At 63.8% G+C, this 19211-nt stretch carries 18 protein-coding genes and 1 pseudogene; 9 read left to right on the top strand and 10 right to left on the bottom strand.

Translation table 11 applies throughout. The features are described from left to right. Positions 1 to 150: 150 nt before the first annotated feature. Complete coding sequence (locus NDB2M4_RS07120) at positions 151 to 1161, top strand: asparaginase (protein ID WP_072373336.1); 1011 nt, start codon at positions 151 to 153, stop codon at positions 1159 to 1161. Between the two features lie 46 nt (positions 1162 to 1207). On the opposite strand, the gene NDB2M4_RS07115 is transcribed toward NDB2M4_RS07120, so the two are convergent. The 3 genes from NDB2M4_RS07115 to meaB all read right to left on the bottom strand — a co-directional run bounded on the left by NDB2M4_RS07115 (position 1208) and on the right by meaB (position 4321). Continuing rightward, positions 1208 to 2551 carry a TIGR03808 family TAT-translocated repetitive protein gene (locus NDB2M4_RS07115; protein ID WP_072372395.1) on the bottom strand — a complete coding sequence of 448 codons (1344 nt, stop codon included), beginning with the start codon at positions 2549 to 2551 and terminating at the stop codon, positions 1208 to 1210. A gap of 76 nt (positions 2552 to 2627) precedes the next feature. Beyond that, positions 2628 to 3269 carry a pyroglutamyl-peptidase I gene (locus NDB2M4_RS07110; protein WP_072372392.1) on the bottom strand — a complete coding sequence of 214 codons (642 nt, stop codon included), beginning with the start codon at positions 3267 to 3269 and terminating at the stop codon, positions 2628 to 2630. Between the two features lie 38 nt (positions 3270 to 3307). After that, a complete protein-coding gene (gene meaB, locus NDB2M4_RS07105; protein WP_072372388.1) occupies positions 3308 to 4321 on the bottom strand; it encodes a methylmalonyl Co-A mutase-associated GTPase MeaB in 1014 nt (337 codons plus the stop codon). Positions 4322 to 4498: 177 nt separating this feature from the next. Here meaB and NDB2M4_RS07100 point away from each other — a divergent pair, with 177 nt between their 5' ends. The 3 genes from NDB2M4_RS07100 to NDB2M4_RS07085 all read left to right on the top strand — a co-directional run bounded on the left by NDB2M4_RS07100 (position 4499) and on the right by NDB2M4_RS07085 (position 9038). After that, entirely contained in the window at positions 4499 to 5836 is a 1338-nt protein-coding gene (locus NDB2M4_RS07100) for an alpha/beta hydrolase (RefSeq protein WP_083556066.1), read from the top strand. A 62-nt stretch (positions 5837 to 5898) separates the two neighbouring features. Next, a complete protein-coding gene (locus NDB2M4_RS19770) occupies positions 5899 to 8352 on the top strand; it encodes an alpha/beta hydrolase (protein ID WP_139247135.1) in 2454 nt (817 codons plus the stop codon). A gap of 218 nt (positions 8353 to 8570) precedes the next feature. Then, a complete protein-coding gene (locus NDB2M4_RS07085; RefSeq protein ID WP_072372385.1) occupies positions 8571 to 9038 on the top strand; it encodes a hypothetical protein in 468 nt (155 codons plus the stop codon). Position 9039: 1 nt separating this feature from the next. Here NDB2M4_RS07085 and NDB2M4_RS07080 read toward each other — a convergent pair whose 3' ends face one another. Continuing rightward, complete coding sequence (locus NDB2M4_RS07080; RefSeq protein WP_171988047.1) at positions 9040 to 10068, bottom strand: C40 family peptidase; 1029 nt, start codon at positions 10066 to 10068, stop codon at positions 9040 to 9042. Between the two features lie 184 nt (positions 10069 to 10252). On the opposite strand from NDB2M4_RS07080, the gene NDB2M4_RS07075 reads away from it, so the two are divergent. Both NDB2M4_RS07075 and hisG read left to right on the top strand, forming a co-directional pair. Continuing rightward, positions 10253 to 11431 carry an ATP phosphoribosyltransferase regulatory subunit gene (locus NDB2M4_RS07075; protein ID WP_072372379.1) on the top strand — a complete coding sequence of 393 codons (1179 nt, stop codon included), beginning with the start codon at positions 10253 to 10255 and terminating at the stop codon, positions 11429 to 11431. Beyond that, positions 11428 to 12081, top strand: a pseudogene (hisG, locus tag NDB2M4_RS07070) (ATP phosphoribosyltransferase); the annotation flags it as partial. The gene NDB2M4_RS07075 and the pseudogene hisG, both read left to right, overlap by 4 nt. A gap of 62 nt (positions 12082 to 12143) precedes the next feature. On the opposite strand, the gene NDB2M4_RS07065 reads toward hisG, so the two are convergent. The 6 genes from NDB2M4_RS07065 to NDB2M4_RS07040 form a co-directional block, all read right to left on the bottom strand. After that, on the bottom strand, positions 12144 to 13181 hold the full coding sequence (locus NDB2M4_RS07065) for an HlyD family secretion protein (RefSeq protein ID WP_072372373.1): 1038 nt from the start codon (positions 13179 to 13181) through the stop codon (positions 12144 to 12146). Further along, entirely contained in the window at positions 13174 to 14019 is an 846-nt protein-coding gene (locus tag NDB2M4_RS07060) for an ABC transporter ATP-binding protein (RefSeq protein ID WP_072372370.1), read from the bottom strand. Before NDB2M4_RS07060 ends, NDB2M4_RS07065 begins: the two co-directional genes overlap by 8 nt. After that, a complete protein-coding gene (locus NDB2M4_RS07055) occupies positions 14016 to 15143 on the bottom strand; it encodes an ABC transporter permease (protein ID WP_072373331.1) in 1128 nt (375 codons plus the stop codon). The genes NDB2M4_RS07060 and NDB2M4_RS07055 overlap by 4 nt, the downstream gene beginning before the upstream one ends. A 203-nt stretch (positions 15144 to 15346) precedes the next feature. Next, on the bottom strand, positions 15347 to 15883 hold the full coding sequence (locus NDB2M4_RS07050) for a hypothetical protein (RefSeq protein ID WP_072372368.1): 537 nt from the start codon (positions 15881 to 15883) through the stop codon (positions 15347 to 15349). Between the two features lie 143 nt (positions 15884 to 16026). Further along, positions 16027 to 16488 carry a hypothetical protein gene (locus NDB2M4_RS07045; RefSeq protein WP_072372365.1) on the bottom strand — a complete coding sequence of 154 codons (462 nt, stop codon included), beginning with the start codon at positions 16486 to 16488 and terminating at the stop codon, positions 16027 to 16029. Between the two features lie 162 nt (positions 16489 to 16650). Then, the gene (locus NDB2M4_RS07040; protein ID WP_139247134.1) at positions 16651 to 17148 is read right to left on the bottom strand and encodes a hypothetical protein; all 498 of its coding nucleotides are present in this window, start codon (positions 17146 to 17148) and stop codon (positions 16651 to 16653) included. Positions 17149 to 17511: 363 nt separating this feature from the next. On the opposite strand from NDB2M4_RS07040, the gene NDB2M4_RS07035 reads away from it, so the two are divergent. From NDB2M4_RS07035 to bfr, 3 genes are all read left to right on the top strand, one after another. Further along, a complete protein-coding gene (locus tag NDB2M4_RS07035; protein WP_072373327.1) occupies positions 17512 to 18003 on the top strand; it encodes an RrF2 family transcriptional regulator in 492 nt (163 codons plus the stop codon). 158 nt (positions 18004 to 18161) lie between these two features. Next, positions 18162 to 18500: a (2Fe-2S)-binding protein gene (locus NDB2M4_RS07030; RefSeq protein ID WP_072372360.1), complete on the top strand. Its 339-nt coding sequence runs from the start codon at positions 18162 to 18164 to the stop codon at positions 18498 to 18500. A gap of 147 nt (positions 18501 to 18647) precedes the next feature. Continuing rightward, a complete protein-coding gene (gene bfr, locus NDB2M4_RS07025) occupies positions 18648 to 19145 on the top strand; it encodes a bacterioferritin (RefSeq protein ID WP_072372358.1) in 498 nt (165 codons plus the stop codon). Positions 19146 to 19211: the final 66 nt, after the last annotated feature.

Here is a 19211-nt window from a genome sequence, read left to right as displayed (position 1 = left end):
TTCGATTGATTGGTGAAGCGGCGCGCGCCGTAAAATTGCTCTGGCGGTTGCGCGCGCGTTGGGCGGTTTGTCCCCTTGGAGGGCTTGATTGCGTCAGCCGCGCGGCCGATGCTGGCGGCAAAGGAATCTTCCTCTGCCGACACGAGGGACATGCTCAATCCCATCCTTATCGAGGTGACACGCGGGCCGCTGGTTGAGAGCTGGCACCGTGGCGCGATCGCCATTGCGGCGCCTTCGGGGGCGCTGGCGCTGAGCATAGGCGATGTCGATACGCCCGTTTATCCGCGGTCGGCGGTAAAGGCGCTGCAGGCGCTGCCGCTGATAGAATCTGGTGCTGCTGATCATTTCAATTTCGGGCCGGCAGAGATTGCTTTGGCGTGCGGCTCGCATGCGGGCACGGAGCGGCACACGCATCTGGCGGCGGCGATGCTCGACCGGGCGGGACTCAATCCAGATGATCTGGGGTGCGGCGCGCACATGCCGCTCGGCAGTTCGGCGGCGCATGCTTTGATCGCTGCGGGGCAGTCGGCGAGCCAGCTTCACAACAATTGCTCGGGCAAGCACGCGGGCATGCTGGCGACAGCGGTTCATCTCAAAGAGCCGACCGCAGAATATTGGAAGGTGGATCATCCGGTGCAGCAGCGCGTGCACGCGGCGATGCGTGACATCACGGGGATGGCGCTCGGTGCGGATGTGCGCGGGATAGACGGCTGCTCGGTGCCGAACTGGGCGATGCCGCTGCGGGTGATGGCGCAGGCGTTTGCGCGGCTCGTTACGGGCGAAGGCATGTCGGCGGAGCGGAAGGCGGCCGTCGGGCGCATTCTCGATGCGTGCTGGCAGTACCCTGACATGGTGGCCGGCAAGAGCCGCGCGGATACGGTCGTGATGCGGGCGCTGCCGCGCCAGGTGTTCATGAAGACGGGCGCGGAAGGCGTCTATTGCGGCGCATTCCCTGAGCTTGGGCTCGGCTTTGCGCTGAAGATGGAGGACGGCGCCAAGCGCGCCGCCTCGGGTGCTGCGATATCGCTGGTGGAGCGGCTCTATCCGGCGGCGCTTGGCTTGATGCCCGCCGGCGCGATCAAGACGTGGCACGGCCAGATTGTGGGCGAGGTGCGCTCGTCGGCCTACTTCGAGGACGCGCTCGCCAGCTTGAAGGTGTGAAGGTCGTCGTTCGACTGAGGCCGCCCTTTTCACTCCCCGTCAGTAGTCAGACCGATAGGTTGCCGGATATCGAGAGCTGCTTGTCGCTGCTGCCGCCTTGCACCAGTTCCGCCCCAGTGGGGTCGCCGTTGCTGTCCATGGCGCGGATCGAGCCGTTCGTCGCGCCGGAGATCATGTTGCTGGCGAGCAGGCATGCGCCGGTGCCAGGATCGGCCGCGACGAGAATGCCGACCTTGGAAGCCCGCACCAGATTGCTGGTTGCCACCACCTCGCGCATGTAGGCGCCCCACCCGATGACGATGCCCGCGGTCGGAGCGTTCTCGATGACGTTGCCGGTGAGAGCCGTGTCGGCTTCGACGGTGATGCCGTGGCCGCGTTTGTCGACAGGCTCATGCTCGCGGCGAAACAGGTTGCGCACGAGGTTTCCCTGCACGACCGCGAGCCGGCCTCCGTCGTTGAAGTTGGTGACGGTGATGCCGGTTGCGGCGGTGTCGACGATGTTGTTGGCGATGAGCGCGCCTTCGAAACCGAACTCGGCGTAGATGGCGACTTCGCCTAGACGGGCGCACGAATTGCCAATGATCTGGATGTCGTTTGCGGCGTTGCCACGAACGGCGGTGAACGCGCAGTCGGTGATGCGGTTGGCCGACACGAGCACGCTGCCGGCGCGGAAAAGGCTGACGCCGTTTCCGTTCTGTCCGCTGCCGCCGCCGTCGGCGCGGATGCGCGCGATGCGGTTGGCGGAGACGATGCTGCCGTCTTCGCCCGCGTCTGAGCGCCAGACCTGAATGCCGGCGTTGCCACAGTCGGCGATGTCGTTGTGGGTAAGTTCGAGGCCGGCTGCGTCCATGCTGCGGATGGCGGCCTGCATGGCGTTGGTGATGTTGCAGTCGGCAACGCTTCCGGCGCAGCGCGAGAGCGATATTCCGTTGGCGGGGCTGCGCGTGAGCGTGAGACGGCTCAGGTGCACGCCGCGCGCGTTGGTGATGGCGATGAGACCGTCGGCATCGAGCGGGAGATAGGCCCCGTCGAGCGCCACGCCTTCGATGCTGATGTGGTCAGTGTCTTCGGCGGTGATGAAGCTGCCGCCGCCCGCATATTCGAGCGTGGTGGTACCGGCAGCGCCGATGAGGCGGGTTCCGGCCGGAAGCTTCAGCGGTCCGACGCGAAAGCGGCCGGGCGGCAGCTCGATGGGTGCTCCGCTCGCTGCGGCCGCGTCGATGGCCTGTTGCAGGACCGGTGCCTGATCGATGGCGCTGCCGCTGACGAGCCCCGTGTCGCGACGAGGCGCGCTGGCGCGTGCCATTGCTGGACGGGTTCCTGCGGTGACGCCGACGGCGAGGCCCGCGGCGGCACCAGCTCCCAGCAAACTTCGACGATCGAGTGTCATTGGCTCCGGTCTCCGTGACTTAATCGCGTTGGTACGCAAGTCCGGGGCCAGGACTGTCGGAAGCGCTGAATGATGGTTAAGCGGAGGTTTCCTGCTCGAGACAGGCGGCGATGATCTCTATGCCGCCTTGCAAGGCATCATCCCAAGAAATGCGCGATGCGCCGACCGCGGGCATACCGGGTGCGAGATCGGCCGGCAGGTGAACGAAGCCGGCGAGGGTTTGTGTCTCGCGCATCTGCGCGACGGTGAGCGAGTGGTAGAGCGTCGCGTTGCAGAGATATGTGCCGGCGCTATCCGACATTGCACAGGGTAAGCCTGCGCTTTCGAGGCGGGCGATGATGCGGTCCAGCGGAAAAGTCGAGGTGAGCGTTTCCGGGCCGTCAGCGATCAAGCATGTGACATCGGGGATGGCTCCGGCAGCGTCATGGCGCGGCTCGCAGACGTTGCGGCCGATGCGTTCGATCTGGAAACCTGGTGCGTGCCGCGTGACGCCGAAGTGTAAAGCAAGTCGAGGCGACGTTCGGGAGAGCAGCTGTTGCAGCAGTTGCGGTGTACGCGCCCATTCGACCGGCAGAACTTCGTCAACGACATCGAAGTCGGGAAAGCGCGCGCGTGCGCCAGCTGCCAGTGCAGGGACGAGCGCGGCGGTGGCGTTTTTCCCGACACCGGGAAAGGCGCCGAAGCCGGTGAGCAGAATGGTCGGTCGTACTGTGGGCACGGAAGCTCTCTCTACCACTTAGACCCGCAATACAGGGATCACGGACGGATGCCGGCGAGGTCCAGAATTTCGTCGACGGCGAGGGTGGGCAACAGGCGGCCGGCGCGCACGTCGGCTTCGATCTGCGGCAGGCGGGCTGCGACGCGCGGATTGCGTTGAATGCCGGACATGATGCGGTCATTCAGCATGTCATGCATCCAGGAGACGGTCTGGCGCTGACGGCGCTCGGCGAACTCGCCGGACTCGGTGAATGACTTGCGGTGGTTGAGGACGTGCTCCCACAGCTTGTCGAGGCCCTTTCCCTGAATGCCGGACATGGTGATTACCGGCGGCGACCAGGTGGGCGAAGGCGGGTTCAGAATTTGCAGAGCGGCGCGATATTCGGAAGCGGCGCGCTCGGCGCGCGTGACGTTGTCGCCGTCGGCCTTGTTGATGGCGATCATGTCGGCGATTTCGATGATGCCCTTCTTGATGCCCTGCAAGTCATCGCCGCCGCCGGGCAGCAACAGGACGAGGAAGAAGTCGACCATGTCGGCGACGGCGATTTCCGACTGACCGACGCCGACTGTCTCGACGATGATCACGTCGAAGCCGGCGGCTTCGCACAATGCCATCGTTTCGCGCGTCTTGCGTGTGACGCCGCCAAGTGTGCCGGACGTGGGAGAAGGACGGATGAATGCTTTCGGCTCCTGCGCAAGGCGATTCATGCGCGTCTTGTCGCCGAGGATCGAGCCGCCGGTGCGCTTGGACGTCGGATCGACAGCGAGTACCGCCACCTTGTGTCCGCGGCTGGTGAGAAACATTCCAAGCTCGTCGATAGTGGTCGACTTGCCGACGCCGGGCACGCCGGTTATTCCCAGCCGTAGTGCGCCGCCGGTTGCCGGCAACAGAGCCTGCAGAAGCTGCTGGGCGCGGGCCTGATGCTCGGCCTTGGTGCTCTCAACCAGCGTGATGGCGCGCGCGAGCATGGCCCGGTCGCCGGATTTCACGCCAGCGACCAGCATGTCGATTGTCGGGCCGGCCGGAGCCGTGGCTGTTGGAGCGTTCTGCATCGAGCCTTTCCGAATATGCGTCGCGCCCTGTTCATAAGTTGAGAGGACGTCGCTCTCAAGCGTGTCATGCGGCCGCTTTGCTGGGGACGCCGGGTTGCGGTGGCTGGCATCGACCCATAGTTTACGGCCGACCAAAAGGGGCAGGGCCGCAAAGACGGCCTCACGATGGGGGAGGCGATGTCCGCAATTCTCGTCGCTTTGGTCGCCGCGCTAGTGGGAATCGCCATTTATCTTGGCGCGCGGCGTGCCACGGTAGGCCATTCACGTGCCATCCGGCTGTTGGTGCGCGGCGGTGCGCTGTCGCTAATCGGTATTGCGCTGGCGGCCGTGTTCGTGCTGACGCCGACCTTGCAGCAGGCGCACCGGGGCGCTGATACCGAAACGCGTCATGACTCGCGGCTCGATGACGAGGCCCCCGCTGCGCGGGCGCCGGCGAGCGAACAACGGGACGCAGCCGCTCCGCTCGACGCGCCACAGATCGCCGCCGATCCATGGCAGGTGGTGCCGGTCTATTACGGCACGGACCGGGAGGACCAGCCCGACCCGAAGCGCGCGCGCTATGGCGCGGAGCGCGGGCGGCGGCTCGATCTTGGCCGCGCGATGGTGACAGTGCCGAAAAGCCATCTCGTTCCGCAGATCGAGCGACCGTGGGCGATACGCGTGCCTTATTTCGACGTGACGATCTACGAGGAGGCGGAGGATCCGGCGAAGCATTTCACGCTGCAAACGGTGGAGAAGCTGTCAGAGGGAGACTTTCTGCAGCGCGTGCGCGAGCGGCTGGCAGCGTCCAGCCGCTACAAGGATCACGCCATCGTTTTCGTGCATGGCTACAATACGTCGTTCGACAATGCGCTCTATCGTACGGCGCAGATTTCATATGACCTGAAGTTCGACGGCGCTGCGTTTCTCTATAGCTGGCCATCGGGTGGCTCGGTCGCGAGCTACACTTATGATCGCGAGAGCGCGGAGGCTTCGACGCCGTATCTGCGTCAGTTTCTTGAAATGGTGATCGAGAAGACCGGCGCGAAGTCGATCAGCATCATCGCGCACTCGATGGGCAACCAGCCGTTGCTCGATGTGCTGCGGGATCTGCGTGGCAGCGGCCCGGCCAACGTTGTCATCAACGAGGTGATCTTCGCCGCGCCGGACGTGGACGCCGACAACTTCGCCAATCTCGCGCACCGTATCGAGGGCATAGCCAAGGGCGTTACGCTGTATGCGGCGGGCAACGACCGGGCGCTGATCGTATCGCGCGGATTCTGGCGCAATCCGCGGGCTGGCGACGTAATGGCGTCGGGTCCGCTGATCGTGCCGGGGATCGAGACGATCGACATTACGGCGGCTTCTACCGACACGTTCGCGCTTAATCACTCCGGTTACGCGGAGAACAACGATCTGTTGCAGGACATCGGTAAGCTGATCCTAAGTGGGCTGAGGCCGCCAGATCAGCGATTGCCGGTGCTCAAACGTACTGCGTCGCCAAAGGGCGATTATTGGCGCTATACAACGCCCTAAGGGGGCCACAGCCATCAGGTATTGCGGCCGCATTGTTTGCCGCACCAAGTGGGGACGAAACCGTGTCGGCTCGACAGACCATTGTTAGTACAGGCCTTTTGCTGTTTCTGGCGTTGTTTTCTATTGCTGCCAGGGATGTAGCCCAAGCCGAAGAGCGCTGGCCGCCCTGGCAGAGCTTCACCGAAGCCGAAGAGGCGGCGCGTCAGAAGGCGCTGCGCCGTAAGAAGGCAGCAGCTCAGGATCTCGTCAACCTCAAGCGGCAAGCGGCGCAGCTCGAAGCGGCCGGAAAGTACGCGCAGGCAGAGCCGCTGGCGCGGCGGTATCTGGAACGGGTGGACCGGAAGGGCGCGAACAGCATTGTCGTGGCCGATGCGCTGGAAAGCCTCGGCCGCATTCTTGCCGCTCAGGGAAAAGCGGCCGACGCTGAGCCGCTGTTGAAGCGTTCGGTGGGGCTGCGTGAGAAAGCTCCGGGACAGCCGGGCCTCGCTGCTGCTCGCGAGCAGCTTGCTGCCGTCTACGATAAGCTCGGCAAGGGCGATGAGGCTCTTGCGATGCGCAGGGGCGTGCAGCCGGACACCACCGCTGCGGAGCCGGAAAAGGAAGTTGCGGCGAAGCCCGCGGAAGAACCGAAGCCGGTTCAGAACGAGGCTCCGTCGACCGAGGTCGAGGCGCCAGCGGTGTCGCCGGAGAAGCCGGCCGCAGAGGAGCCATTCAGCATTCCATCGGCCGATGCACCCTCAGCCGATGCGCCGCCCGTCAGTGCTGAGGCCGATGACAGCGAGGCGAAGCCTTCCGATCAAGATGCTGCCGCCGAGCCGTTCAGCATTCCGTCTGCGGATGCCCCTTCGGCGGACGCTGCCCCACCGCCGCCGCCTGAAGCCGAGGTGACATCCGAGGACGGGACCGAGAAAAGCGCTGGTGCAGAGAGCGAAGCCCCCGCCACAAGCGATCCAGCTGGTGGTTCCGGTCCGGCCCCGGCCGCAGAGGCTCCGGCGCCTGCTCCGCCACCTGTGGCCGAGCCGGATGTCCCTGACGCTCGTCCATTGCCGAAATACAGCGCACGGCGGATGGAGAGGCCGAGAATCGGCGGCCCGCGTGCTGCTGAACCACCGCCGGCTGCGGCTCGGGCACCGTCTGAGGATATGGCCGCGCCATCACCGCCGCCTCCGCCGCCGGCCGTGGTGGCAGAACCGTCGCCGCAGCCCATGGAAGGCGGCAGCGGTGCAGGCGCGCAACCCTCGACCGGCATGGGGCAGCTAGGTTCAGGAGGCGGCAGTTCTGCCGAGGCACCGGCGGCGGCTGCGCCCTCGCCCAGCGAGAACGACGGGATGGGCGCTGCGGCAGCACCCGAAGCCGTCGAAGAGGCCCCAAAGAATGGGGCTGCCGCGACGGATAATCCCGAAGCAATGATGGAGGCTGCGCCTCCGGCGGCGGGGGGAGCGGCGCCTTCTGGCGGTGCTGCGGTCGCGCCTCAGGTGAACCCTGATTATCAGGTGGTGCCGGTCTATTGGGGCACCGACCGCGCGGTGCAGCCAAATGCGCAGCGGCTGGCATTCGGCTCGGATCGGGCGCGCAAGCTGCAGCTTGGTGTGGCTGAGATCACGGTGCCAAAGGTGCACGAGGTGCCGAATGTTGAGCGCCCGTGGGTGGTGAAGATCCCCTACTTCGACGTGACGCTCTACGCCGAGAAGGAGGACGCCAAGAAGCACTTCACGGTGAAAGACATCAAGGCGCTGACCAAGGAGGAATTGCTGGCGCAGGTGCGGGAGCGCCTGAAGACCTCGAGCATCTTCAAGGATCAGGCGCTGGTGTTCGTGCACGGCTACAACACGTCGTTCGACAACGCGCTCTATCGCACCGCGCAGATTGCCTACGATCTCGATTTCGACGGCGCGCCGTTCGTCTACAGCTGGCCATCGGGTGGAGCGGTTGCGAGCTACACCTACGATCGCGAGAGTGCGCAGGCCTCCGAGCCCTATCTGCGCCAGTTCCTGGAAATGGTCGCCAAGGAGACGGGGGCGAAGAAGGTCAGCATCATCGCGCACTCGATGGGCAACCAGCCGGTGATGGATGTGCTGCGCGACATGCGCAACGCGGCGCCCGAGGGGGTCGAGATCAGCCAGGTGATCCTCGCAGCGCCCGACGTCGATGCGGACAACTTCGCCAACCTAGCCAACGCCATCAAAGGTCTGGCGACGAACGTGACGCTCTATGTCGCCTCGAACGACCGGGCGCTGATCGTGTCGCGTAATTTCTGGGGCAGCTATCGCGCCGGTGACGTGCCGCCGGCCGGTCCACTGATCCTGCCGGGTATCGATACGATCGACGTGACTGCGGCATCGACCGACGCCTTCGCGATCAACCATTCGGGTTATGCGGCCAACAATAAGCTGCTATCGGACATCGCCGAGCTTTTGAAGACGGGTCTCAGGCCACCGGAAATGCGAGCCTTGAAGCCAGGCAAGGTGACGACGAATACCGGCGATTATTGGCGATATGTGCCTGTGCCGCAGTAGAGCGGCGCCGCCAGGCTGATCGGCCGCGGCGAGAGGAAGGGATTGTTTACCGCGTCCTGCCAGAGTCTCTATCGGCCTCCCATTCCTGGGCGGTCGTGGGGACTTGCGCCGGTGATTGCCGGCTCGCTGAGTGGTTCATGCGTAGGCAGCGGCTTTCTAATTTCGATCTGGTAACGGTAGCCCATTGGCCCGCGACTTGCGCACGCCTGATGCCATCAATGGCGTTGTCGGCGTGCGTGCTCGCGGGCGCAATGCTTGTGCTTTATCCGACCCCAGCTCCGGCCGAGGATGACAAGCTCATCGAGGGCGGCAAGGTATACAACTCGGACGATGTTTCGGATCGCGGGATGCCGGCCTCCAATCCGCGTGTCAAATCCATCCTAGCTGCGCACCCGAACGATCTCGTCACAGTGTGCGTCGCGGGCTGTGACAAGCCTACGGTCGTGCAGATGCTGCCGAAGCCGCGCGAGCGGCGGATCGGTGGCATGCGGACGACGGCGGCGGGTGGCGAGGCGGAGGCGCCGCTTCCGGCCTACGATCGTGTCGACCGTGACGCAGTAATGTGCGTTGCCGGTTGCGCCGGGCGATCAGGACAGGTGGTGCAGCGGCTGCCGAACCTTCCACCGGTGAAAGTGGCTCCTGCGCAGGCGCCTACGGGCAACGAGCCGCTCGATCGCTGGCCGTGAGCTAGTTTTCGAGCAGCTTGCGTACTTCGTCGTAGCTGGCGACCTTATAAACAAAGCCATTTTTGATGAAGTAGAGCCATTCGAGTTTGCTCGAAGCGGCGAGGTCTTCCGGTGTCACCGATTGCAGAGCGTCGAAGTTCTGCTTGCGGAACAGCACTGCGGTGGTTTTCGAGGTTTCAGGGTCGAGGTAGCTCCAGTCCTCGCGCTCGGGCAGGCGCGTTGCGGCCTCTCGCTCGAACACGACCTCATTGAGGGCCGACGGTGGTAGCTCACCGGCCTTGATGTATTCGAGAGCTGCTTCGACGAAGCCGATCTGCACCAGACCGGAGCAAATGAATTCGTTGGGCGGGTTCCAATTGCGCTCGCGGAAGCGACGCACGGTGGTGCGGTCACCACTGACGCTGCGCTCGACGCCGAACCACAGGCTTCGCACGATCGAGCCGATCGCCCAGTAGTTATACGAAGCCTTGATCTTATCGAGCAGCAGGCCGCGGACACGCGATTGCTTGGTCTCGTCGAACCAATCCTTCTTGAAGCGCTTGATGCCTATGAAGGCGCTCTTGTCGGCGATGTAGTCGCGTAGATTGGTGAGGTCGACGCCGCCGGTCCCGGCCTCGATGATGAAGGTGCTGGAGTAGCCGGATTCGAACTGCGGGCCGGTAAAGATCATGGCCGCGTGCGAGAACGGCGAGTTGGTGGCCCAGCGGATCGCCCAGGAAGCGGGGTCCCACTCGCGGCGTGTCAGCACGACGTCGGCCCGTTCGAGATGCTTGCCGGCGAGGAAGTCCTCGACGGGCATCGGCCAGACCTCCTGGGGCACTTCGTCCTCGAGAGCGGGCAGCTCGGGCACGGCTGCGGGGACTGGGGCCGTCGCGGCAGGCGGCGGTGTGGCGGCGGGTGTTGCCTGCTGTGCGACTTCTTCAGGTTTCGACGCCGGTTGTGGTGCTGGCGGTGTCAGAGCCAGGGTCGAGCCCGCAATGATCACCAGTCCAAGCACGCTCAATCCGGCAGCAGCGAAATTGCGCTTCATCGACTGCCCCCCTTCAAGAAAGCTCAGGCTCCCAAATTGCCGGTCGTTCGCGGCGGTTGGCGTGGACCGCAGCATAGCTTGTTAGCGTCAGTATGGCGGCATTGTCCGGTATATCCAACTTGCAGTGAGGCGCGGCGTCGGCCAAAAGAGCGGCCCTGAGGCAAGGAGAGGCGTCGGCACCACCATGGGCGTTGCGCAGCCGGTTAATTTCGAGGCGCTCGAAGCGCAGGCACGCACGCTGCTGGCGGTGTTCATCGCGGCCGGCTACGAGGCGGTTGCGCCGGACATAATCCAGCCCGCCGGGGTGTTTCTCGACGTGGTCGGGGAGGCGCTGCGCGGGCGCACCTACGTCTTTACCGATCTCAACGGCGAGGAACTGTGCCTACGGCCTGACCTGACGGTGCCAACGTGCCGGCTCTACCTGCAACGGCATCCGGCGGCTGATCGCGAGGCGTTCTACAGCTACAACGGGCCGGCCTTCCGCTTCCAGCCGGCGGGCGCAGGTGCGTCGCATCCTCGCGAGTTCCGGCAGTCCGGCATCGAGGCATTCGGCGACAAGGACGCCGGCGAGGCGGATGCGCGCACGCTGGTGCTGATCCTGCGCGCCTTGCAGCAGGCGGGACTGGGGAACTGGAAGCTGCGCATCGGCGATGTCGGGCTGTTCGATGCGCTGTTGGGAATGGCGGAAATGCCTGACCGCTGGCGGAGGCGGTTGCGGCACCAGTTCTGGCGCCCGGAAGTGTTCCGAGCCGAGCTGAAGCGGCTGTCGACGGAACCGGCGCGCTCTACGGCTGCGCTGCCCGCTGCGCTGATCGAGGCGCTCGATCCGGACGATGTTGCTGGTGCCGAAGTGCTCGTCAGCGAGCATCTGGAAAAGGCGGGCATCGAGCTCATCGGCGTGCGCTCGGCGGCGGAGATCGCCGAGGGGCTGCTGGCGATCGCAGCGGACGCAAAGGCGCCGCCGCTGAAGCCGGAAGCCGCGGCGCTCATCGATGCGTATGTGGCGACGCGCACGCCGGCGCTCGATGCTGCGGGCGTTGTGCGGAAGCTGGCAGGAAAGACCAGCGATGGTCTCGGCCAGGCCATCGATGCCTACGAGCGGCGGTGCAAGCTTCTGGTGGAAAGCGGCGTCGATATGAGCAAGGTCGATTTCTCGGCCGAGTTTGGGCGCAACGTCGGGTATTACACGGGCTTCGTGTTCGAGGTGCTGGTCGATGCGCTTGGGCCTTCCAGCCCGGTCGCTGGCGGCGGGCGCTACGACGGGCTGCTGAAGGCGGTCGGGGCGCCGCACGATGTGCCTGCCGTCGGCGGCGCCGTACACACAGAGCGATTGCTGACTGTGGTGCGCGGAGGAAAGAAATGAGCGCGCGCCTCACCTTTGCGGTGCCGTCCAAGGGGCGGTTGATGGAGCAGACGGCCGACTTCCTGGCGGAGTCCGGGCTAAAGCTCAAGAAGGTCGGTCATGACCGCGGCTATCGTGGTGAGATCGAAGGTCTCGATGGGATCGATGTCGCGTTCATCTCGGCGTCGGAGATCGTATCGGCGCTGAACAGCGGGCGCGCGCATATCGGCGTGACCGGAGAGGACCTGATCCGCGAGAACATCGTCGATGCGGATACGCGCGTCACGCTGCTGAAGCCGCTGGGGTTCGGACGCGCGGACGTGGTGGTGGCGGTTCCAAGCTGCTGGATCGACGTCAACGCCGTGGCCGATCTCGAGGCCGCAGCGGTGGCGTTCCGGCGCGAGCATGGGCGTCCGTTCCGCGTGGCGACGAAGTACATCAATCTGGCGCGACGCTTCCTGTCGGGGAAAGGGATCGCCGACTACCGGATCGTCGAGAGCCTTGGCGCTACCGAGGGCACACCGGCTGCGGGCACGGCCGACCTCATCGTCGACATCACGACCACGGGGGCGACGCTCGCGGCCAACGGACTGCGCGTGCTCGATGATGGCGTGATCTTGCGATCGCAGGCGAACCTCGTTGCCTCGAAGGTGGCGCAGTGGGACGCGGACACGAAAAAGGCGCGCGATGATCTGTTCGCGCGCCTCGGTCTTTCAGCTTAAACGACAGCCGCTTACTTGTCGGGGCGGACGAAGGCGTCGACGCGCATGCCGGGCAGCAGCGGGGCGTTGCCTTCGAGGTTGATCGTCATTTCGAGCACCTCGATGTCGGACGGGCGACGCGGTCCGCGTGCGGAGATGCGCGGCGTTGCCATCGTGGGCGCCAGGTCGACCACGGTGCCTTCGAAGTCGCGGCCGGGATAGTTGATCGAGCGCACGAAGGCCTTCTGACCGATCCTGAGCTTGGCAACGTCGCCATCGTCGACCTCGGCCTTGACGTGCAGCACGGCCATGTCGCCAACGACAGCGAGCGGTTGATCGGGCGAGGGGGCGACGATCTCGCCCTTCTTGGCGTTGAGCTGCAGCACGGTGCCGGCGCGCGGCGAGCGGATGCGCGTCTTGTCGAGCTGCGAGGCGGCGAGCGCGACGTTGGCACGGGCTGCGGTCAGGGCGGATTCAAACTGGTTGGGTGAAGGCAGGTTGGCTTTCGCCTGGGCCTGGGCATAGGCGAGGCGTTCGCGTTCGACGCGCTCCTCGGCTTTGGCGAGGCGGCGGCGGGCGTCGGCGAGTTGCTGGTCTGTGGTTTCGCCACGACGCTTGCCGGTAAGGGCGGCATCGAGCTCGAAGCGAGCGCCGATGACTTCGCGCTCCGCGGAAAAGACGTTGTCTTCGCCTTTGGTGACGTTCTCGCGTCCACTGGTGGCTGGCTCGGCGTCGCGTTGGCGTTTGCGCAGACCGGCCTCTGCTTCTGCGGCGGCGAGGCGGGCACGTGCTTCCTCGTCGTCGAGGCGGATGAGCAGCTCGCCTTCTTCGACCTTGTCGTTGATCTTCACGGTGACGTCGGCGACCTGGCCGAGAATGGCGGCGCCGATATGGACTTCGCCGGACCCTGGCTCGACGCGGCCCGGGGCTGCCGCCACCCACTGCGGGCCGGTTTTCTCCGTGGCTTTTGCGGCCTTGCTGTCGCCGGAAAAATAAGAGCTGTCACTCATCACGTAGCCAAGCGCGGCGGCGCCAGTAAGAGCGGCTACAATACCAATGGCTTTAAGCATGGCGTCTGATCCTGAAACGGCCGCCGAAGGTCTTTGACGGCGTCGATGGTTTGTCGTCCGGGGCGGTTGCCGCCGGAGCGGATTGAATGGCGTGTGCGTCGTGACCGGCGTCGTACCCTTGTGTGGCGCTCTTGTTCGGCCGCTCGTCGCTGTGAATTTTCCCGTCCTCGATGCGCACGATACGATCTGCATACGCGAGCGTGCGGTGATCGTGTGTTACGGCGAGAACAGCGCGGGAAGGATCTTTTGCGACCTCGGAAAGAAGCTGCATCACGGCGCGGCCATTCTCGGCGTCGAGGGCGGCAGTGGGCTCGTCGGCCAGGATGACTGACGGGGCGCCAGCGAGCGCGCGGGCAATGGCAACGCGCTGCTTCTCACCGCCCGACAGTTTTGCCGGGTAGGCGTTGGCGCGATGGCCCAGGCCGACCGCCTTCAATGCATTGAGTGCGTGCGTCGGCGGGTCGACCACCGGGCGCGAGCGAACATCGAGCGCCAGCATCACGTTCTCCCGCGCGGTCATCGTGGGGAACAGGTTGTAACCCTGAAACACGAAGCCGACGTGCTGGCGGCGGATGTTGGCCAAGCCTTCGGCATCTCGTCCTTCCGTCGAGTTGTCGGCCACGACGAGGCTGCCCTTGGTCGGCGACAGGATGCAGCCGAGGATCGACAGCAGCGTCGTCTTGCCGGAGCCGGATGGTCCCATCAGCAACGTGAGCTCGCCGGCGTAGAGCTTCAAGTCGATGCCCTTGAGCGGCATGACCTCGCCAGCCCCCGAGCCGAACACCTTGGTGATGCCGTTGGCCTCGAGAAGCACACGGCGGTCGTTGGTAGCGGTCATCGGCTGAAGACTCCTGCGGGATCGATGCGAGTGACTTTGAAGATGGCGGATACGGCGGCGATAGCGCACATGCCAATCGTGAGAGCGAAAAGCAACAGCGCCAGTCCTGGCGTCATGACGATGTAGAGTGTGGTGTCCTTGGATGCCCAGATGACGAGCATCGAGAGCACCATGCCGATGCCATAGCCGACAACGGCACTGAGCATTGCCTGGATGAGAATGACCTTGTGAATATACCCGGCAGAGGCGCCGAGTGCACGCAAGGTGGCGAACTCGTTGATGTGATCCTTGGTGCTCGAGTAGAGGGTCTGGGCGACGATGACAACGCCGACGATCATCCCGAGCGCAGCGCCGGCGATGAGGGCGGAGCCGGCGCCGGTCTGGAACAGCCAGTAGTCAACCGAGCGATTGCGGAACTCCTGCTGGGTGAGGATCTCGCGATCCTGCAGGCGGTCTATGAGGTCTTGGCGAACCGTCTCGATGTCTGCGCCCGGTGCGACGGAGACCAGCGTGTAGGACGCCTGATTGCTCCCCGCGTCGAGCAGCATGCGGGCCTGCTTCAGCGAGGTGAACACGTAGGGCAGCGTGGTGAAGGAGCGGATGCCATGCGTGACGGCGGCGATGCGGACGCGTACGCCATTGATCTCGGAGGTGTCGCCGATCTTGTCGATGCCGAGATCCTTGAAATAGGTGTCGTCGGCGGCGACGGTGAATGGGGCATCGAGGTCGCCGAGGTTGCCTTGCGTCAGGTTCCAGGGCTTGAGCGAGCCCTGCTGATGGTCGGAGCCGACGAGCAGCACGGCGGTGGTGCCGCCTTTGGGTTTGCGCCAGGCGGCAAATCCGACGACGAGTTCCTCCGAACCGGCAACGCCAGTGGTCGAAAGCACGGAATATTTCTCGTGGCCGATGAGCAGTGAGGGATCATCGAAGCTCTTGGTGCCGAGGGGAACGACCCACAGGTCGCCATTCGACTGATCGAGCATGGCGGCGATCATGCGTTCAGAACCGATGTAGAGACCGCACTGAACGGCGACCAGAACGACCGAGAAGACGATGCCAGTGAGCGTGACGATGAGGCTGAGGCGGTCGTGAAACAGGTTTCGGTAGGCGAGCTTGGCCGCCATTTTGACGGTCTTGGGCTTGCCTTGAAGCTCGTCGGCGGCCAGCGACATAACATTGGCGTGCGCCTGCATGTGGTTCCCCTTGGCCCGGCGCAATGCATTGCCGGAGTTTGTGGCGGTCTTTGGTAAGGATCCGGCAGAAGCCGGTTGCAATCCAATTTGCCGCGAGCCACCGGGGCGGCCCGCGGTATCTATCAGCTATCTTCTCATTCGCATGGCACAGTGAGGGTCATGCCGACGGATGGGAAGAACTTCTTGCAGTCAAGCTTGCTCGCCTGCTTGCCCGGCTTGATTGCGGGCTTGGGTTCGGGAATCTGAACGTCGATCGACTCAGTGTTGTCGATGTCGGCAGTGGGCTCGCCGGCTTCCAGAGACGCGGTTGTGATGGATGAGTTCTCGGTGTCGGCCGGCGCTGAAACCTGTGCAGGCGCCTTGGCAACGGCAAGGGCTTTTTTCGTTGCCGGCTTGGCGGCGACCTTCTCCTGTTGCTGCTTTTTCGCGACCTTGGGTTCGGCAGATTTCTTTTTGGCGACGTGCACCTTCGGCTTCTTGGCGTGGTGGCGCGCAACGTAACGCTTGCGGTGATATTCGCGGGCGCCGTGATAGCTGTTGCCGTGGGCAGTGAAAGCGGGGAGTGGTCCGCCGAAGCCGAGGCGAATCCTGAAGCCTGCTTCAGCGCCCGAAGCGAATGTCGTGGCGGCGCAGATAATCGCTGCGATGAGAGCGAGGGGAGACCATTTCATTGTTTCCTCCAACGATGCGAGTGCATTTCGGTTGAATGGGCGGTGTCTGATGCTTGCGCCCAACGTGCCCGCATCATCGCCGGGCCTGTGCAATCGTGCTGTTCCTGCTGTGACACCGGGTCGGAGTTTGTTTTGTCCGCTCGCTAATCGCAGGGAACGGAAAGCGTCATGCCGACCGTCGGGAAGAACGTCTTGCAACCGACCTCGCGGTGCGCCGTTCCGCTGCGGTCGTCGGTGCCTTCGGCCAGGCGCGTGCCGCTGGTGGCGATGGATGAATTTTCGATCTTGGCCGTTGCCCGTGGTTGCGAGCTGCTATCGGCGGGCCGACGTGCGACTGGCTGATCGTCCTCGCGCTTTGCAGCGCTTTGGCGAGTACGCGCGTAGGCCTGTTCGGCCTGTCGTGGCTCGTCCCGACGCGGCCGATGACGCGGTTGCTGCTCTACGACGTAGCCTTCCTCTTCGGCTTCTTCGCGCGCGGCGGCGCGTTCGTATGCTGCTTCGTGTGCTTCGATAACGCAGTCGTCATCGCACCAGGCCAGCGCGGCGGACATCGGCAAGGAGCCGAAAATCATGAGCGTGGCACTCAACGGCAGTAGCTTGTTCATTGCAGTCCCCGAGCAGATTGCATCGCTCGGAGCATGATGAACGCGTGATGAATGCAGCGCTGTTCCTGGCGTGACATGCGCGAGAGCGTGCTCGCAAAAGACAATCGGCCCCGGAGATCCGGGGCCGATCGAAGCGTCTGGTGGTGGCGTTGAGGTTGTAGCTTACTCGCAGGGTACAGAGAGCGTCATGCCGACGGAGGGGAAGAACTTTTTGCAATCCATCGCGTGGCCGGCTTCATCGTTTGCTTCCGGAGTTTCTTCCGAGACTAGGGATGCGGTCTCAGCCTTCGCCTCGGCGGGCTTATCGGTCGAGCCGGTCGTGATCGCCGGTGCAGCGTCATTGCTGCTGGAGGCGATGCTGCTTGCTTCGCTGGAGACGGGCTCGGCCTCGACCTCGATCTCCGCGGTCTGCTGCTGCTTGCTCATCGATTTCTTGGCGGCGCGGGCAGGGCTCTTCTCGCGTTCACGGTAGACCGTGCGAGACTTTTTGCGGGCGCGATATTCCTCAGCTTCGTGGTGGCGGTGAGCGTTGGCGATGGCGCCGAGCGCCAGTGCGCCGACGCCGATACCAATGCCGACGCGCATGCCGGCTTGGGCGGTGGTCACGGAAGTCGAGATGGCTAGGATGAATGCGGTGGCGATGGCGAGCAGCTTGGTCATGGTCGTCTCCGGCGGGTTCAGCTCCACGGCCCGTTTGGGCTTCGTTGAACTGGACTATGAGGCGAACCAGGCGACACCGCTGTTCCAGCCGGAACAGGGGCTCCACGGAATAGGGTGCGCCTCGGCGGGGCCTATGTGCCAGAAGCCGCATGTGACATTGTCATGACAGCGGGTCGATGCCGGGACGCAACGGCGGAGGGAAAACGAGCTTTTTTTGGCTCTGGAACGGCAGTTAGCTTGATAATTTGACTCTCGGAGTCGATATTTTTGCTTTAGAAGCATGGGCGATTGGGAGAAGTGGTTGCCAAGCTTGCCCAAGATGCCGTAACGCTGATCAGTCTCAAGTCTGAGAGCCAGATTCGCATGCGCCTAAATAAATCTACCAGTCACGCAGTCCGCATTCTGATCGACTGCGCAACGGCTGAGGGTTCGCTGATCAAGGTGGGCGATATTGCCGGCCGCCTCGATATTACGCAGCAGAACGCCTTCAAGATCGTGCATCTGCTGTCGAAGGCCGGGTTCCTTGCCTCTGTGCGAGGCCGGCATGGTGGCGTGCGTCTGGCGCGCCCTGCGTCGCAAATTCGCATCGGGGACGTGGTTCGCTCGATCGAGAGCCTCGGGCACGACGAGCAAGAGGATGACGGGCGCGGGAGCCTGCATCGGATCGTCGACGACGCGCTCGACGCGTTCATCAGCGTTCTGGACCAGCATACGCTCGAGGATATGGCCGCCGGTGCTGCCCGCAGGGCAGGGGGGCGGGACTCGGGCGGCCGTACAGGTAAGGGCAGCCAGAAGGCGGGCGGAAGTCGCACGCGCCGGGGTTCGCAGCAGTCAGCGCCGCAGCGTCCAGTTTAGTTAACGGGCCCGATTGCGAGAAATAACGCTCAGACCACGTGATTTTACTTCTTTTGAGGCCTTGACTCGAAGGCGCTTCCCTTCAAAAGTTGAGTGATCGTTTCCATAAATAAGGCACGCGCAGCCTTAGATAAAAACGCGCGGCAGGGAAGCTGGCGATGATCGTTTGTTCGTGCACTGTCATAACTGACCGGGATGTCGAGACGGCGCTCGTGGAGATTTTGAATGCTCCCAACGCCCCGATCCCGACGCCAGGCGTGGTTTTCCGCCACCTCGCCAAGCGCATGAACTGCTGCAGCTGCGCCCCTGTTGCCGTCGAGACGATCTACAACAAGGTCGACGAGCTGGAGAAAAAGGGCCTGATCTCGCCCACCCTGAGTGCCACGACGCGCAATAAGCTGCTGACGTTCAAGACAAAACGCGAGCGATTGACCCCGGGTTCGAATGCCGACCAGCCGGCTCGGCAATCGAAGGAAATCGTTCGCAAATCCGCCTGAGCGGCACTTTAGGCTGGAATCTTTCTAATTTACCAATCTATATTGCGCCCGCGTCCTCGAGGCGAGGATCGCGCTCCTGAGTCACGTCGCCAGCGCCAACGTTCGACTCAGCACCCGACCAATTCAGTTGAGGCATAGAGGGCGGCCATGAAGGGTAATAAGGAAGTTATCGACGCGTTGAACTTTGCTCTGAAGCTGGAGCTCGGCGCGGTCAACCAGTACTGGCTGCACTATCGCCGCCTTGATGACTGGGGCTACACCAAGCTCGCCAAGAAGGAGCGCGAAGAGTCTATCGAGGAGATGCAGCACGCGGACAAGATCATCACGCGCATCATCTTCCTCGAGGGTTTCCCGAAGATGCAGGAGATCGCGCCGCTGATGATCGGCGAGAACCTGAAAGAGGTTCTGGAGTGCGATCTGAAGGGCGAGTACATCGCGCAGGAATTCTACTCCAAGGCACGCGAGCTTTGCCGTCAGCATAAAGACTATGTGTCGATGGACCTGTTCGAGGATCTGCTGCGCGACGAGGAAGGCCACATCGACTTCCTCGAGACGCAGCTCGACCTTCTCAAGAACATCGGCATCCAGAATTACGGCCAGCTGCAGGCTGCTCCGGCCAACGAGGTCGAAGGCAAAGCCGACTGATCGACTTCCGGCGAAGACAATTTGCGTGACGAAGTGGCCCCGGGTTCAAAGCCGGGGCCATTTTCT

Source organism: Hyphomicrobium sp. NDB2Meth4 (assembly GCF_900117445.1).
Classification (GTDB): Bacteria; Pseudomonadota; Alphaproteobacteria; order Rhizobiales; family Hyphomicrobiaceae; genus Hyphomicrobium_A.
This window is presented reverse-complemented; position numbering and strand designations above follow the sequence as displayed.

Excerpts from the sequence above, each read along its gene's own strand:
- NDB2M4_RS07120 (WP_072373336.1), top strand. The coding sequence starts at position 151 with ATGCTCAATCCCATCCTTATCGAGGTGACACGCGGGCCGCTGGTTGAG.
- NDB2M4_RS07115 (WP_072372395.1), bottom strand. The coding sequence starts at position 2,551 with ATGACACTCGATCGTCGAAGTTTGCTGGGAGCTGGTGCCGCCGCGGGC.
- meaB (WP_072372388.1), bottom strand. The coding sequence starts at position 4,321 with ATGCAGAACGCTCCAACAGCCACGGCTCCGGCCGGCCCGACAATCGAC.
- NDB2M4_RS07100 (WP_083556066.1), top strand. The coding sequence starts at position 4,499 with ATGTCCGCAATTCTCGTCGCTTTGGTCGCCGCGCTAGTGGGAATCGCC.
- NDB2M4_RS07085 (WP_072372385.1), top strand. The coding sequence starts at position 8,571 with ATGGCGTTGTCGGCGTGCGTGCTCGCGGGCGCAATGCTTGTGCTTTAT.
- NDB2M4_RS07080 (WP_171988047.1), bottom strand. The coding sequence starts at position 10,068 with ATGAAGCGCAATTTCGCTGCTGCCGGATTGAGCGTGCTTGGACTGGTG.
- NDB2M4_RS07075 (WP_072372379.1), top strand. The coding sequence starts at position 10,253 with ATGGGCGTTGCGCAGCCGGTTAATTTCGAGGCGCTCGAAGCGCAGGCA.
- NDB2M4_RS07065 (WP_072372373.1), bottom strand. The coding sequence starts at position 13,181 with ATGCTTAAAGCCATTGGTATTGTAGCCGCTCTTACTGGCGCCGCCGCG.
- NDB2M4_RS07060 (WP_072372370.1), bottom strand. The coding sequence starts at position 14,019 with ATGACCGCTACCAACGACCGCCGTGTGCTTCTCGAGGCCAACGGCATC.
- NDB2M4_RS07055 (WP_072373331.1), bottom strand. The coding sequence starts at position 15,143 with ATGGCGGCCAAGCTCGCCTACCGAAACCTGTTTCACGACCGCCTCAGC.
- NDB2M4_RS07050 (WP_072372368.1), bottom strand. The coding sequence starts at position 15,883 with ATGAAATGGTCTCCCCTCGCTCTCATCGCAGCGATTATCTGCGCCGCC.
- NDB2M4_RS07045 (WP_072372365.1), bottom strand. The coding sequence starts at position 16,488 with ATGAACAAGCTACTGCCGTTGAGTGCCACGCTCATGATTTTCGGCTCC.
- NDB2M4_RS07040 (WP_139247134.1), bottom strand. The coding sequence starts at position 17,148 with ATGACCAAGCTGCTCGCCATCGCCACCGCATTCATCCTAGCCATCTCG.
- NDB2M4_RS07035 (WP_072373327.1), top strand. The coding sequence starts at position 17,512 with ATGCGCCTAAATAAATCTACCAGTCACGCAGTCCGCATTCTGATCGAC.
- NDB2M4_RS07030 (WP_072372360.1), top strand. The coding sequence starts at position 18,162 with ATGATCGTTTGTTCGTGCACTGTCATAACTGACCGGGATGTCGAGACG.
- bfr (WP_072372358.1), top strand. The coding sequence starts at position 18,648 with ATGAAGGGTAATAAGGAAGTTATCGACGCGTTGAACTTTGCTCTGAAG.